General features: G+C 64.3%; 11 protein-coding genes. 9 read left to right on the top strand and 2 right to left on the bottom strand.

Annotated elements, in window-relative coordinates:
* Nucleotides 1-803: 803 nt before the first annotated feature.
* The 7 genes from RGQ06_RS01295 to RGQ06_RS01265 all read left to right on the top strand — a co-directional run bounded on the left by RGQ06_RS01295 (nucleotide 804) and on the right by RGQ06_RS01265 (nucleotide 8,977).
* Nucleotides 804-2,558, top strand: coding sequence for an AAA family ATPase (locus tag RGQ06_RS01295; RefSeq protein WP_432428413.1), 1,755 nt, complete (start codon nucleotides 804-806; stop codon nucleotides 2,556-2,558).
* 828 nt (nucleotides 2,559-3,386) lie between these two features.
* Entirely contained in the window at nucleotides 3,387-3,644 is a 258-nt protein-coding gene (locus RGQ06_RS01290) for a hypothetical protein (RefSeq protein WP_432428412.1), read from the top strand.
* A 381-nt stretch (nucleotides 3,645-4,025) separates the two neighbouring features.
* Nucleotides 4,026-4,457 carry a hypothetical protein gene (locus RGQ06_RS01285; RefSeq protein WP_432428411.1) on the top strand — a complete coding sequence of 144 codons (432 nt, stop codon included), beginning with the start codon at nucleotides 4,026-4,028 and terminating at the stop codon, nucleotides 4,455-4,457.
* 378 nt (nucleotides 4,458-4,835) lie between these two features.
* Nucleotides 4,836-5,324 (top strand): HNH endonuclease signature motif containing protein, encoded by a 489-nt coding sequence (locus tag RGQ06_RS01280; RefSeq protein ID WP_432428410.1) that lies wholly within the window; start codon nucleotides 4,836-4,838, stop codon nucleotides 5,322-5,324.
* A 353-nt stretch (nucleotides 5,325-5,677) separates the two neighbouring features.
* Complete coding sequence (locus RGQ06_RS01275) at nucleotides 5,678-6,463, top strand: helix-turn-helix domain-containing protein (protein ID WP_432428409.1); 786 nt, start codon at nucleotides 5,678-5,680, stop codon at nucleotides 6,461-6,463.
* Between the two features lie 10 nt (nucleotides 6,464-6,473).
* Entirely contained in the window at nucleotides 6,474-6,899 is a 426-nt protein-coding gene (locus RGQ06_RS01270) for a hypothetical protein (RefSeq protein WP_432428408.1), read from the top strand.
* Between the two features lie 1,088 nt (nucleotides 6,900-7,987).
* The gene (locus RGQ06_RS01265; RefSeq protein WP_432428407.1) at nucleotides 7,988-8,977 is read left to right on the top strand and encodes a phosphotransferase; all 990 of its coding nucleotides are present in this window, start codon (nucleotides 7,988-7,990) and stop codon (nucleotides 8,975-8,977) included.
* 89 nt (nucleotides 8,978-9,066) lie between these two features.
* Here the strand turns inward: RGQ06_RS01265 and RGQ06_RS01260 are convergent, their stop codons facing one another.
* Entirely contained in the window at nucleotides 9,067-9,705 is a 639-nt protein-coding gene (locus RGQ06_RS01260) for a DUF7255 family protein (RefSeq protein WP_432428406.1), read from the bottom strand.
* Nucleotides 9,706-9,888: 183 nt separating this feature from the next.
* Here RGQ06_RS01260 and RGQ06_RS01255 point away from each other — a divergent pair, with 183 nt between their 5' ends.
* Both RGQ06_RS01255 and RGQ06_RS01250 read left to right on the top strand, forming a co-directional pair.
* On the top strand, nucleotides 9,889-10,536 hold the full coding sequence (locus tag RGQ06_RS01255) for a DUF6308 family protein (protein WP_432428405.1): 648 nt from the start codon (nucleotides 9,889-9,891) through the stop codon (nucleotides 10,534-10,536).
* A gap of 261 nt (nucleotides 10,537-10,797) precedes the next feature.
* Nucleotides 10,798-12,597 (top strand): AAA family ATPase, encoded by a 1,800-nt coding sequence (locus tag RGQ06_RS01250; protein WP_432428404.1) that lies wholly within the window; start codon nucleotides 10,798-10,800, stop codon nucleotides 12,595-12,597.
* A 534-nt stretch (nucleotides 12,598-13,131) separates the two neighbouring features.
* On the opposite strand, the gene RGQ06_RS01245 is transcribed toward RGQ06_RS01250, so the two are convergent.
* A complete protein-coding gene (locus tag RGQ06_RS01245) occupies nucleotides 13,132-14,532 on the bottom strand; it encodes a recombinase family protein (protein ID WP_432428403.1) in 1,401 nt (466 codons plus the stop codon).
* Between the last annotated feature and the right edge of the window lie 19 nt (nucleotides 14,533-14,551).

Genomic DNA, 14,551 nt, shown 5'->3' with positions numbered 1-14,551 from the left:
TCCCGCTCGGTCACTAGTCGATGGGTGTCACGGTCCAGGATCGGCGCGAAGCAGTCGGAGACCACGACGGCCCGCCGGTAGGTGCGGTCCCTGATGGTCACCTCTATCGGACGGAAGTCCGTCGAAGTCGTCGCGGACTGGCTCGAGCGAGCGGGCCACCCACAGAAGGCGGCCCTGCTACTCAAGGAGTGGCGGTCTCGGGTGTGATGGACTGCGGTCGCGGGCTGGAGTCGGGGATGCGTTGCCGCATCGCATGGTGCTGCGGGACAAGGCACGACGCCTGCTCCTTCGGTGTCAATCCGTGCCGTTGTCTCAGGTTTTGAGACAGCCTGACCAGGGCGAACGCACGCTGCGCCCGCCGAAACCGCTGGTGAGCAGGGAAACCGCCAACGCAGGGAACGTGGAACCTGACGCGGTCCCTGCCGTCCTTCAGGTCATGCACAACAACTCTCATCCCGAAGCGTCCCTCACCGTCGTTTGGGGCGATCCACCGCCCCCAGGCCCGCGGCGGTCGAGCCTGCGTCTACGGCTTGAAGACCTCAGGCACAATCCGAACACGTGGGCTCTGGTCGGCCGGTACCCGTCCGCAAACACAGCGAGCTCGACTGCTAGCCGAATCCGTCGTGGTCTGGTCGCAGGTCCCGGCTGGCAGGCGGTGCACCGGCGTCTCAGCGACGACGAAGTCGGCGTCTTCAGCCGCTTCTGCGTCGTTGACGGATCCAGTTCCGTACCGCTCGGCGCTACTGCCGCGCAGGTCCCTGTAGTCGAACAGGAGCGCCTCGACGTGTCCGAGGAGGCCGGCAATGTCGTCGCCTAACGCCCTCGACGCCGTGCTCGAACGCCTCGCTGCCCGAGGCTCCAACGCCAAGCAATCGGGCACAGAGTGGATGGCCTCGTGTCCTGCCCATGACGACCACACTCCGAGTCTGTCCCTAAGCACCGGCACAGACGGCAGCGTGCTCCTGCACTGTCACGCCGGGTGTGACACGGCAGCGGTGCTCGAAAGGCTCGGTCTGGAGTTGCGAGACCTGTTCGGAACGCAGGCTGTCCCGACGTCGGCGGTGGCGAGTTACGAGTACCTCGATGAAGACGGCGAGCTCCTGTACGTGGTGGAGCGGATGGCGCCGAAGCGGTTCCGGCAGAAGCGACCGGTCGGAACAGAGTGGGTGTACAAGCTGAACGATGTACAGCGGGTTCCCTACCGGTTGCGAGAGCTTCTACAAGCCCAGCGCGATGGGCTGCCGGTCTACGTGGTGGAAGGCGAGAAGGACGTTGATGCGCTCCGCGCCGTGGGCGTCGCTGCAACCTGCAACAGCGGCGGGGCCGGCAAGTGGGACGCCGGGTTCGCTCGCTGGTTTCACGGTGCGCAGGTAATCGTCATCCCCGATAACGACGACGTCGGACGGCGTCATGCCAAGGACGTGGCGGACAGCCTCTCGAAGGTCGCAGCCTCGGTCGAGATTCGTGAGCTCGATGGGGTACCGCCGAAGGGTGACGTGAGCGATTGGCTCACGGCCCACTCCGCCTCAGATCTGGAAGGCCTGCCTCGTGCTGAGCCCGCTCAAGGCTGGCCATGGTCGAGTCCGCGACTGGTCTCCGGGGCGTCGTTCCTCCTCGACGACCAGGAGGATGTGGCGGCGATCTGGGGTACTCCTGGGCGGGCGGCTTGGGCGTCCGGCGAGTCGCTGGTCATCGTTGGCCAGACCGGTGTCGGAAAGTCCACGCTGGCCCAACAGTTGGTGCTTGGACGTCTGGGTGCGCTCCCGGGGTTTCTCGGGATGCCGGTCGTGTCGGATGAGAGGCCCGTGCTGTACATCGCTGCGGACAGACCAAAGCAAGTTCAACGGTCCTTTCGACGGTTGGTCGATGAGTCGCATCGCCCGTTCCTCGAGCGCATTATGGTCTGGAGGGGTCCGCTCGACCGGCCGATCAATGCCGACCTCGAGGCGCTACCGCGAATGGCCCACTCGATTGGGGCGGGGACAGTGGTGATCGATTCGTTGAAGGACGTGGCGTTCCAGTTGTCCACGGAGGAAGCGGGAGCGGCCGTCAACAATGTTGTTCAAACGTTGTTGGCGGAGGATGTCGAAGTGCTTGTTCTTCATCACAACCGGAAGGCGGCTCAGAATTCCGCCGCATCGAACTCGATCCATGACAGCTATGGGTCAACGTGGATCACGTCAGGGGCGGGAAGCGTGTTCTCTATCAGGGGCGAACCAGGATCAGAAGCCGTCGAACTGATCCATGTGAAGCAGCCGGGGGAGTCGGTGGGTCGGCTGCAGCTTCTTCACGACCATAAGGCAGGGACCACGAGGTTGATTCCTTCCCTAGACGTTGATGTCCTCTTGGCTGCGTCCGCAGCGCCCCTGAATGTGACTCAACTGGCCCAGCGGATGCACGGCGCTTCCCCGACCAAAGCGGAGATAGAGCGGATGCGCAGAGCTCTGGACTTGCGGGTCGGCGACGGAGTGGAGAAGTGCAAGGACCCCGCAACCGGCCGGAACGTGTACCGGGCGACGGTCCACGGAGATATCACGCACCATCAGGGTGCTGCGTGACACGCAAGGGCCACGGTCGCCACGCACGACGCGTTTACCCAGGTCAAAGCGCCACGCAGCAGTCACGGCCATCCTGGCGGATCCATCACACAACGCCCCCTCTCTAGAGAGGGGGCGTGTGAGATCGGTGTCGGTCAGTCTGGGGCAACGCCTCGGTTCTCCAACGCCAATCGGACGGCCGTTTGCTGGGAAGACAACACTCAAGATTCAGCGAGCTTCGTCGTATGCATGGCATCTGGGCGTGCTCGCTCTGACCACGTGACCCACGGCCGGTTGCCCCCCGGGGAGGGGGTGTCTTGTGCGGTGCTTGCTCACTACAGGCGCAGGGCACCGCCAGTCATATCCGGCAGTCCCAAGAGAGCGTCGAGAGTGCCATCGTGCAAGCTCCGTGCTCGGTGTCGGGGTCTTGTCGGCTGACGCCGACGGATGGGACATCGGCGCAGGTCACATCCAATCCGTCGCCAGGACGGACTCAATCACACGCGACCCGAACGCCCGACCGCGACATTCCGGCGCGGTGCCAGCACCGTGCGTGGCGATATGGCATCGCGGGAAGGTCGCCGCCGAAGACAATTTCTAACTCCTTGTGAAAACGAGATTCCGGCGAGATTGGGCCTTCACATCGGGTCAACCGCTTCGTACGTTCACTTGACGAACACCGAAGAACAAACGACATGCCGTCCCTAGAGGAGCGGCTCCCCAATGTGTACGGCCCAAGAAGGTCAGGTATCTATGTCCCCCTCAGACTCGCGTTACCAAGAGGTCAGCGACCGCTTCAATGAGTGTTACGACCACGATCTTGATGAAGCCGTAGCAGCAGTCCTTGCGATGAGCCGCCCAGAATTCGTGGAGGCCGCAAACTCCTATATCCGCGAAAGGGCCGATGGTGCGCTGTTGGATGCACTCGAGGATCCCCGGGTGCTCCCAGAGCTGAAGACCGAGATCGACGTCATCCGCCGGCGCACAGAGATCCAGCAATCGAACGAGCGCCAGTTGAAATTCCTGGTTGGGGTGCTGGATGCCGCAGCGGGTGTCGACCGGCTGATCCGCCAGGCGGCCACAGTCGAAACGCCGACGATTCACTGATCGAGCGTGGGGTTCCACCGACGACACCGGTCGATCCCATGGGCCGGGCCGCACGTGATCCATCACTCGTGGCCCCGGTCGGCGGGCCATGGGGCGCCGGCCATATCGAAGACGCCGGGTCGCCTCGCGACGAGACGTATCGCCGGCTGAGCCATACCAGGCAGCACGACGCCTCTGCCCAGCCTCGTTCAGCACGGCCGAGAACGTCCAGACCAGCTACCGGGCCAGACCTTCCACCCATCGGCCGGTCTCGGGTTTTTGCCGGACCTCGGCGACCGAGCGGTCCGCGTGGCGATCCCAAGCGCAGCAAGCGACGGCCTGCCACATGGGCCAACCCTGCCCACGCCCGTGGGCGGACAGGACGGACAAGGAGCTTTGAGGATGACCACGCAAGATGCAGAGACCGAAGCACGGAGGCAAGCTTTCGCCGCTGCCATACGCAAGGGCCGGGGAGCGAGGACTGTTGAGGACGTCGGGAAGGCGATCGGTGCCTCGCCGTTCCTGATCCGGGGTTGGGAGGCTGGCACGGACCAACCGAGCCTCGAACAACTACGCGCCCTCGAGGTCGACTTCGCTATGACCCCCGGGTTGCTGTCGGTGATCGCTGGCTACGCCGAGCCGGAATCCGGCTCCAGGATCTCTCGCATGCTCTACACCGACTCGATCGACGAGTTGGTCGAATCCGTCGAAGCCGCCGCTCGACTGATGCTCCGCTTCTCTGTTCACTGCACCGAGCAGCCGGCCGACGATGACTCAACCATTCTCGGGTGGGCGCTCGAGCTCGAGCCGACAGACCCGCCGGAGGCTGTCTGAATGGGCTGTGTGGTGCGGATCAAGGTCAGCGCCGACTCTCCGATGGGTTCGCTGTGGCCTACGCGGATCGAGCCACCGGTGCGGAGTGGATAGTTGCGAAGCATTGGCGACCGCCGCCTGGCGGAGAGGTGTCTCGGACTTTGAGACAGTCACCCCTGCGGCCGGTGCCGTCGACCCGTCTCGGCGGGTCGCACGGGAGGCGAGCGGTCCCAACCGTTTCTCGGTGTTCGTGGCACTGCGACGCTTCCGAGCGCAGTTGGCCGCTGTGAGGCGATTGGGCGTACTTCGGCGCTGAAGGCCAGCTGAGACGTTCGGCCTGGGCTGGTGCCTGGTCGGGCATTCCCGTTGTGATCGCTCCGCCGTCTTTCGAGGTCGCCAATGACGGTCGCACCCGTCGGTTGCTTGACGCCCACCACGTCCTCCGCCCGACGTTCGCAGCAGGGCGGGGGTCAGGTCGGCGATGACTCCGGGGAGCTGGCGTCCGGGTTCGGGAATTGGGCGGGCGACCCTTGTCAGAAGTTCGAACTCGAGTTCGCCGTTGCCGATCAAGCATGCGTGCAGCCGCTGTTCCGTTTCCTCACCCGCTTCCTGAGCTACGTCGAGACTCGCGATCAGGGCTGTTGGGTCTGGAAGGGTGCACTCGATCACAACGGCTACGGCCGCATCCACGCATGGAAAGGCAAGAAGCCGCTCGCTCACCGGGTCGCGTACACGTTGTGGAACGGTCCGATCCCGCCATCTACCCGACGATGTGCCGAGGAAATGGTCGTGCACCACACCTGCCACCAGCGGGCCTGCGTGAACCCAGCACACCTCACACTCCTGACACGTCGTGACAACGCCGGGCGCCATCGCCACACCGCCTGACCATCAGGGCGCCACGCCCAGCGGCAGACGCCGATCTTGCCACCCTCGAGTCCGTCTCCACCCGGGGCGCCGGTCCCGTAGGCCGGGTCTGTAGGTTGGCGGAGAGCGCCCATTCCAAGCTCCGCGGGGCGCACGCCGCACGGCCAGGCAGCCCCTCGTTGTCGGCTTCCGGACTCACCGGTCAGCGAGAAACGACCACGGCGGGCGGCTCGGTGTGGCCTCGGGTGAGGCTAGTCCCGACAGCGAATCGCCCCGTCTGTAGGGCTCAACCATCGGCCCGTCTGTAGGGCTCCACCATCGGATGGGGCAAGGGGGTTGCGCACGGCTTGCCCGATGTTCATACTGAGCGCTCTATGAGCACTCAGCAACCCAATCGTGATCGGCGTCAAGCTGTTGGACTGTCCCAACAGGAGGCAGCTCAGCGAGCGGGGGTGAGCCTGGCGAGCTGGCGACGCTGGGAAGCAGCTGCCTCCTCGGTGTCGGTAGAGATCGCCGCAGCGTGTGAGCGGGTGTTCACAACCACGTCCTGGGACGTAGAGGTTGCCGACGCCTGGGATGGCGACGGTCGCCTGACGCCACGCCAGGCTGCAGCCCTCATCTACATCCTTGGCTGGTGGCATGACATCGACCTGCAGGAATGGCTGGAGCGCCCCGACGAGCCGCTCCATCAGGTCGGCCCATTCCGGTTACTGGACCAGCGGGCGATGATGCTGGTCGACGGAAACCGCACATTTGCGGCGCTCGCGAGGGAACGATGCGCAGCGGTTGCCAGCGAGCTCCAGGCCGGCACGCTGCCGTTCGACCGGCCGGGCTGTTTCTTCGACGAAGTGCTGATGGCTGTCGCACTGCCTGAGGCCCAAGAGCTCCTTCTCGACCAGCCTGACCTCTTCGAGACTCTTCCGGAACGCACGTCGGAACTGTCCGGCGACGACGACTGTGACATCGCCGACGACGACTGGGACGTCGTCAGCGACGGCTTCGACGATGCCGCTAGTTGGGGCGACTGGGAAGTGCCACGCAGCTGGAATCCGCCTCACCCGCTGCTTCGCCACCTGCTCAACGAACGCCCACCATTCCAGTGGTTCGACCCGCCAACGCCGGCCACGACTGGCGCACACCGGTCCGTGATCGACAACTAGAGGAGAAGTCGTGGGACGAGCATCGAACCGCAAGAAGCAACGTCGGGCCGAGGAGCGCTGGGGAACCCGACGAACGGAATCACTGGCCGGGCACGCGGTCCATTGGGATCCTCAGGGGCCGGCCGGCCGGGAGATCGACGGCGCCCTAGAGGCACAGCACCGTGCCTTCGTCGCGAAGTTCGGCCGAGAACCCGGGCCGGAGGATGCACTCCTCTTTGATCCTGACGCGGAAACCCCGCAGCGGATGCAACTGGAGAAAGCCGAGACCGCCATGGTGGAGGCCATGCACGCAGCGGGACTCGATCCTGCGTACATCTACGCGTTTCAGACCACCGGAGTGATGCCGACCGAGATGAATAGGCATCTGCTGACCGACGCGGACCTCGCCGAGTTCGAAGCGGCCGCCAAGAGGTACGAGCGCCTGCACAGTCAATGACCGAGCACGTCCTGCCCTGTGCCCCCATTGAATCGGAGCTCTGGGTCCTGTGCTGCGGTGGCCGAAGTGTTCGGGCCCTTGGAAGCGTTCGCGTCTCAGGACTCGAGACACGAGCCCCGGGTTTCTCGGGAGCGCTGCGTCGTAGCGCTGCACGGCTCCAGGCGCTCCTACGTCCGACGCCTCCTATGCCGATTGGCGGCGGAGGCTCAACGTCGGTCCTTCCCTGACGCAGTATTGGAGATCGGCCTGACCTTCGGCGTCCCTGAGGACCGAAGGATCGCACTGACGACTGGAGTGCGGAACATAGGTGGACAGGCTGTGCTCGTGACGCCTCACTCGATTCAGAGCCGGACCACTCAGGTAAGTGTGGCCGAACGTGTGCGGCCCGGCGACCATGTTGTCGCTGACGGCGGGTTCGTCGAGGTGCTGCGTGTGCGTCGCGCTCAGGGCAGGAAGCCCGCTCGCGGGGAGAACCTTCACCTCGTCGGAGTCGACGAAACCGTCAAGGTCAACAGCGTCGACGGCATCCGCATCCGCGCCAGGCGCACCTAAACCTCCGCCGAATGCCCCCTGGCGTTGGTGCCTGGGGGCGAGCGGTGTGTTCGCCGGGACAACGACGCTGGCGGCATTTGGTTAGGTCTAGGCCGATGGCTTCTCCGGAAGTAGCCGCTTGGATCGAGACGACCTTCGGCGCAGCGCCCGTCGACGCTCTTCGAGGTGTCTCACCTCTTGGCCGTGACCAGTCTGCGGCTATCGGATGGTCGCGATCTCGTCGTGAAGGCCCGGGGCCCAAAGGGGTGACGACACGCCCGGAGGCGAAGCACGCTACGCGCCGTTCGGGCGGGTCGCCGGCGCAACCGACGTGCGCCTCTTGATCACCAGCCGCACGCACGAAGAGCTGGAGGCCACCCGCCACTTCCTGTCGACGAACGTCCGGAAGGTCGAGTGAGGACCGCTGCGACGCGAGGGAACCCCCGCTGCTGCAGGACTACGCGCCGATCTCCAGCGCAGCGAGCCTCGCGCGATCGGTGATCGGTTACGGCGATACCTGGTGCCGGGAGAGTGTGGTCGGCCCATAGCGTCGGTCCGTGTTCACCCGGCCGGCCACGATCTCCGATCGGACAGTCCTGGAGTTCGTCACCGATCTATGGACGGCCGAAGCCGACAGAGCGGAGTACTCACCGGTTGGGTTCGGCTCGCACCATTGGCTGCTCGGAACCGCGCAGGGCTGGAAGCGCTTCGTCACCGTCGACGACCTGGTCGCCAAGAGACGAAATCCGCGAGAGCCCTTGGAAGACAGCTTTGACCGCCTCCAGGCCGCATTCACGACGTCGCGAGACCTCGCGGATGCTGGGCACAACTTCGTGCTGGCCCCCAATCGCAGCCGACACGGGGAGATCCTCCACCGCCTCGACGAGCGATTCTCAGTCGCCTGCTTCGACTGGGTGGACGCCGTCGCGGGTGACCACGGCCAGTATCACTCGGAGACGACCCGAGAGACGGTCGCCGGCCACCTCGTCGTCTTACACGAAGTCGGACTCGAGTCTGTACCGCGCTGTCGTTTCGAGGACTTCGAGGTCTCGAATCGAACCGAGTTCGACGCTGCCTCGACGCGGATGGATGAGGTGTGGGACACCGGGCCTCATGCCGAAACGGCACGCGAGCTGCTCCGCGTCAACGTCGAAACAGTGGTTCAACGGTTCGAGAAGTACGACGACCTTGTCGTGTCAGCGCTTGCTGTCCGGGACCAGTGGGTCGTCACCCATGGGGAGCCTCACGGATCCAACGTCCTGACGACAGGCAACGGCACTCGGCTGATCGACTGGGACACGGCGCTGATCGCGCCACGAGAACGGGACGTCTGGCATCTCGACTCCGACGACGGGTCGGCAACCGCGATCTACTCCGCGGCCGGCGGGCCACAGGCCGACGCCCGGCTCCTCAACATGTATCGACTCCAGTGGGACCTGATGGAGATCGCCGGCTACATCACGCTGTTCTGCAACGCCCACGACGACACCGAAGACACACGCGAGTCCCTCCAGAACCTGCGCCGCTACATCGCTCCAAGGCTGTAGCGCCGCCAACAACGCGCCGATAGCGGGTGGTCATCCGGGCGATGCGCCGGGCATTCGGTTCGGGCGATAGGTGCGGAGCGGCTGAGGGGTTAGGCCACTCGTGAAGCGACGAGCCTGGCCACGGCCACCCCACGCTCAGGAGTTGGAGTTCGAAGCACCTGTTCCAGCGTCGTGCCGTCAACGATGTCGTGGACCGACACTCGAGCCAGGCGGTGCTCGGACTGGCTCAGGGCGAAGGCGTCTTTGATTGCGTCGTACAGGGCGCGCTGCTTCCACCTGGGCGCGCCGCCGTCGTCGAAGTCACCGGGTTGGCTGGCAACGCCGAACATGCGCTCGCACGATGGATTGGTCCATCGCTGTCCCCACTTCGCCGCCGCCAAGCAACGCTCCTCTTCAAGGTTGCAGTACTCGAGGTAGGGCTTGGTCCAAGGCAGTGCACTAGCCCAGGGCGCCTGGAGTATCTGTCCGCGGTATCGGTTGAAATGCAGTTCCTCGTCCAACTCGACGAGCAATCCACCGTCGAGGGCGAGGTCCCAGGAACCGGGGCGGAGCCGGGCTGCGGCATCGCGGTCGCCGCCGAGAGCTTCCAAGTGGTCCTTGATGTGCTCGGCGAGATTGGCGGCGAGGTCGGGCAGCCTCGGCGCGGGCAGCTTCTGCTCTGCTTGTCGATGACCTGCTGCCGCAAGCATCGAAGCTAAGGCATTCGCTCGTGCACCCGTCTTGACCACAGGACGAGTGTGTCATCGCCGCAAACGCAGACAACGTCCAGTGCCCGCTGCTTGATTACCGCGGAACTGTGGCGTCATCGCGAAGCGCCGTTGCGAAGTCGCCCTAGAGAGGGAGACCTGCACATTGGCGCTGCCGATCGGGCGGCGCTCAAGTGCTTCTGCGGCACAGCTACGTTCGTCCGGATGGCCAGTGATCTAGGGACGCTCCAACGCTGCGGTGCACAGCACATCGCCGAGTACTGCGACCAGTCCTCCTCGTTCGCATGGCCGGCGTACGACATCGACCTGACCCCAGGACGGTTCGCGCCTGTCGAACTTCTCGCACCCGCGCTGCTGTCGTACCCGCTGTCCGGAAAGAAGATCGTGCAGCCGATGCTCGCTGACAACGACAGCGACTACCGGCGCCTGTACCGCGCAATCGAATCGACGGTGGAGACCCAGTTCAAACAACCAGCCCAGTTCGACGAGCTCAGCGCAACGCACATCACCGAGGGGACCGGGCCGCCGCCCTGGCAAGAGTTCTGGAAGGCGTGGACGCTTGCCGACCGTTGCGCTCACATCACGTCGGTTGGCCTTACGAAGGTCCTCCACCGCAAGGCGCCAGACCTTGTACCGATAATGGATTCGCGCGTCCGGGCCTTCTTCGGCTGCGAGCGCGGTGCGCGTGCCAGCGTCGATGCGATGCTCGCCATCCGGGCGAACCTGGATGCCCATCGCGACCTAGTGACGTCTTGGTGCGGCGTCGCGAAAGCCGACAAGCCGCAACTGAAGCCTCTTCGAGCCATCGACATTGCCGTCTGGATGCACATGGGTGGGTGCGAGTACCCCTGAGGACTGATCGCAGCCGACCAGTCCGCCCGGTCGCCAGCGGCCCAGAGCAGATGACGACGGATGAACCGGTCGAAGGACATCCAGGCCGCCTTCGTGCGCCCGTGCGAAGCGCCGATGTCTGGCGGATGGTCTTGCGCCAGTTGAATGACGGCGCTGCAGATGGGTGTCACTCAGGGCCCTTAGCGTGGAACCAAGCACCGGTCATGTTGCGCAATAGGGTCTCGGTAAGGGCTAGCGGTGATTCAACCTGTGGAGCAAGGTGTGGCGGACGAGGATCCAACTGACGAACAACTTCTGGTCGAGGGCTTCGGCATCGGCGGCTACCGCAGCATCCGTGATCTGCAGTTCATCGGCCCGATGCGAAAGGTCACCGTGCTCGCCGGAAGGAACAACGTTGGGAAATCCAACGTTCTTCGCTTCCTGCGAGACCATTACTCGCCGACAGTGCGAGCGCTACAGCGCAATCCACAACAAGGGTTCGCATGGGCGGACGGAGGTGAAGCTCCGCTAGGAGCAGGAGGAGAGGCCGCCGCTTTTGCGGCCTGCACCCGTCTCGATGATCCAGAAGTTGTTGAGTGGGCGACTGGCCTGAAGTACTCGCAACGTCCGCTACCGCCGCACGTGTCTCCGGTGTTGAGTGAGGACGATGCGCTGTCATTTCTCGACGGCCTCGGACGGTCGACAATCGGGCCAAGAGCTTGCTTGTGGCGCACCTGGGAGCGGTCACAGAGACAGGCGAGCCCAGACGAGAGTGCACTCGACCAAAGTCTTCGCGAGGCATTCGGCGCCGACAGTGAGCTCGCCAGATTCAGTCCCTACTTGAGCAACAACCCAACGGATGTGATCAAGAAGCGGTTGCTCCCAGCCGTCCCTCGGGAACTTGGCGAGGAGCCGGTATTCGTGCCGGCATTTCGTCAGCTTCGCGAGAGCGACGTGCAGGCCTGGGACGGCGCTGGCCTGATCGCTGTGTTGGCTGATCTGCGTGATCCGGACCTGGGCCCAGAGCGAGCTGCGAAGCGTCGGAGATGGCGCGAGTTTGTCGAATTCGTGCGGGCCGTTCTGGAAGACCCTGATGTCGACATCAGGGTGCCCTCAAACGCTTCGCGGTTGATCGTCACGATGAACGATCGAGAGTTGGATATCGAAGACCTCGGCACCGGTGTTCATGAGGTGGTCATACTGGCCGCCGCGGCGACAGCCCACGAGCGAACTCTGTTCTTGTTGGAGGAGCCGGAGATTCATCTCCATCCCCTACTTCAAAGACGCCTGCTTCACTATCTCGCCTCCTCAACGTCAAATCAGTATGTGATCGCTACACATTCCGCCCACTTTCTTGACTTCGAGACAGCAGCTGTCTTCCAAGTCCAACTGGAGGACGGGTGGACATCGGTGGCACCTGCAGACACCAACTCGACTCTCGTGTCGACGGCCCGCGATCTCGGTTATCGACCCTCGGATCTGCTGCAGGCCAACGCCGTGGTTTGGGTGGAGGGTCCGTCAGACAGGATCTACATCCGCTACTGGATTGAGCACGTCGACCCGTCTCTCGTCGAGGGAATCGACTATTCGATCATGTTTTACGGCGGGCGGCTGGCGTCACATCTGTCGGCTGCAGACTCGGACTTCAGTCTGAGGTCAGGAGAGTTGATCGAGTTGCGGCGATTGAACCGCCACTCAGCGATCGTGATGGACAGCGACCGGCGTGCCAAGGGCACACACATACGCAAGGAGACCACCAAAGGTCGACTTCGGGACGAGTTCAATGTCGATGGTGGGGTCGCTTGGATCACGAAAGGCCGGGAGATTGAGAACTACGTACCGGCCGAGACGGTGCTGGAAGCGCTCCAAGTGCTGGACGCCAAGGCCGCGAAGATCATTGAGACGGACGACTATCGACACCGCTGGCGCTACCGGCGCTCGGGATCCAAGAAGCACTACGAAGCCAATAAGGTTGACCTTGCAAAGGCCGTCGTATCCATCGGACCATCCATGGACGTATTGGATCTCCGGTCCAGGGTGGGCGAATTGGTAGCCATGATCAGGGATGCCCGCGACGGCTAGGGATGGCCAGCGAGCGTTCCGGGCTTTGGCGCCGACGACCGCCACCCAGTTGCGTCGTGAGCCCGACGAGTTTCGACCGCGATCGACACTGAAGTTGGTCGATCTCACGCGGGACGCTCGAAGGAGATCCAGTGTCAGCGGGGGCGAGCGGACGACGGTTGTCACTAGGTAATGGCTTCGCACCTATCGGCACTCGAGCAGGTCGACTTCCGACCGCGCCGACGCGCCGAACCGGCGTTAGGCAGCGCTGCAACCCGAGACGGGGGCCTCGACGGAAAATGCCGGGTGTCTCAAGGTTTGAGACATGAAGTAGGGACCGGTGCAGTCGCCGTGCTCGGAGCGGGCCTTGGCTCGGACCGGCAATGGAACTGCGCCGCACGTCCACCGATCTCTCCAGCATGGACAACAAGCCTGAGTCGGGATGCGGCGAGGTGGCAGACCGTCAGGGTCGTGCACGAGCTCTGCGGCTCGCCTGTGGACTGCCCGAAACGGTCGACGACGCACATGCGATCGGTCGCCTTGCGAGAGCGCTTGTCAGACACGCAGGGACCAGCTGAGGCGGTCCGGGTCGAAGCTGCGCCGTACCGCGCCGGCCGGGTGGATTGTGATCTGGTCGATCATCAAGTTGATGAGACTGCGCTGGTAGTCGATGCCGCGTTCGTTCCAAGCGGCGAGCATCCCGTGGGCCGTCGAAGGCAAGTTCGTGAGGGTCCGGGAGGCCGGCTTGTCGGCGAGCGTTCGTTGAAGTACGGCTTCGGCGTCGTCGACCTCGAGCCGTTTGCGCTTGGCGTCCGCCTTGCTGATGGAGCCATCGACAAGAAGATCGGTGATGCGATCCCGCCTCAACTCAAGCTGACGGAGTTGCTCGAGCGCATCACGTTGCGTCGAGTCGTCGGGTAGCGGGAGGGCGGCAACTAACCGGTCGACGAGTAGCGGGTCGGTGAGAACGCCTACGACGTAGTCACGCACTGCGTCCTCGACCCACTCCGCCTTGATGCGGAGGCCGCCGCACCCGTCTTCCTCGCCCGAACGGCACGCGTAAGACCTCTTGCCCCCCTCCCGTCCGAGCGACCGAAGGTTTGTGCCGCAGCGACCGCAACGGAGGAAGCCAACGAGAGGGTAGGTACGAGGTGCCTTCTTTCGTCCGTGGCGCCGGGCAGCCGTGACGGCTAGGAGACGTTCGTGCTCATCGACGCTGATGATGGCTGGCCACTGCCCCACCGCAACGACGACTCCGTGGTGCTCTCGAAGACCGGCGATTCTCGGCTGTCGCAGGAGCTTGCGAAGAACGTGGGTCGACCACTGCCCGCCACCGGTAGACGGAACGCCCTGCCGATTCCAGTCCTGGGCCACGGAGTAGACGCTCTCGCCGTCCAGCACCCGCGACGCCGCTTCCTTGATCCGGGCCGCCTCGTCGTCGATGAGGGATACGCAGTCGCGCTCGTAGCCGTAGCCGCGAGCGATCCCAGGCCGAGGCTTGCCGGCGGCCGCTTCTCTGCCGCGAACGTCGGCCATGCGGGCAGCGGTCAAGGCCGAGGCCTCACGGTCCATCGCCGCCCGGATCGACAACTCGAACTCTGCGACCCAGGAGTTGTCGGCCAAGATGAACCGATTCGGGTCACCCCCCGCCGCTTCGATCGCATCGACCAGCGGCGCATAGCCAGGGCCGCCGCCGCGAGAGAGCCGGTCGGTCTTGTACACGACGACACAGTCGACGTCGCCTACCCGAGTGAGATCGATGAGTTGTTTAAACCGGGCGCGGTCTCGACCGCGGTTCTTGTAGCCGCTCGTCGAAGGTGGCTCGACTAGCTCGACCACCACCTCCAAACCGTGTCGTTCGGCGGACTCGCGACATCGCTCGACCTGAAGTTCCAGGGACTCGGAGCCCTCGCCTGTACGGGATTGGCGGGCATAGATCGCTGCACGTGTCGGCATGTTTGTGGATCGGCCCATA

This window comes from Salinilacustrithrix flava, from assembly GCF_041228405.1.
In the GTDB taxonomy this organism is placed as follows: Bacteria; Actinomycetota; Acidimicrobiia; order Acidimicrobiales; family Salinilacustritrichaceae; genus Salinilacustrithrix; species Salinilacustrithrix flava.
This window is presented reverse-complemented; position numbering and strand designations above follow the sequence as displayed.

Coding starts and splice junctions, on each gene's coding strand:
- RGQ06_RS01295 (WP_432428413.1), top strand. CDS start 804: ATGTCGTCGCCTAACGCCCTCGACGCCGTGCTCGAACGCCTCGCTGCC.
- RGQ06_RS01290 (WP_432428412.1), top strand. CDS start 3,387: ATGAGCCGCCCAGAATTCGTGGAGGCCGCAAACTCCTATATCCGCGAA.
- RGQ06_RS01285 (WP_432428411.1), top strand. CDS start 4,026: ATGACCACGCAAGATGCAGAGACCGAAGCACGGAGGCAAGCTTTCGCC.
- RGQ06_RS01280 (WP_432428410.1), top strand. CDS start 4,836: ATGACGGTCGCACCCGTCGGTTGCTTGACGCCCACCACGTCCTCCGCC.
- RGQ06_RS01275 (WP_432428409.1), top strand. CDS start 5,678: ATGAGCACTCAGCAACCCAATCGTGATCGGCGTCAAGCTGTTGGACTG.
- RGQ06_RS01255 (WP_432428405.1), top strand. CDS start 9,889: ATGGCCAGTGATCTAGGGACGCTCCAACGCTGCGGTGCACAGCACATC.
- RGQ06_RS01245 (WP_432428403.1), bottom strand. CDS start 14,532: ATGCCGACACGTGCAGCGATCTATGCCCGCCAATCCCGTACAGGCGAG.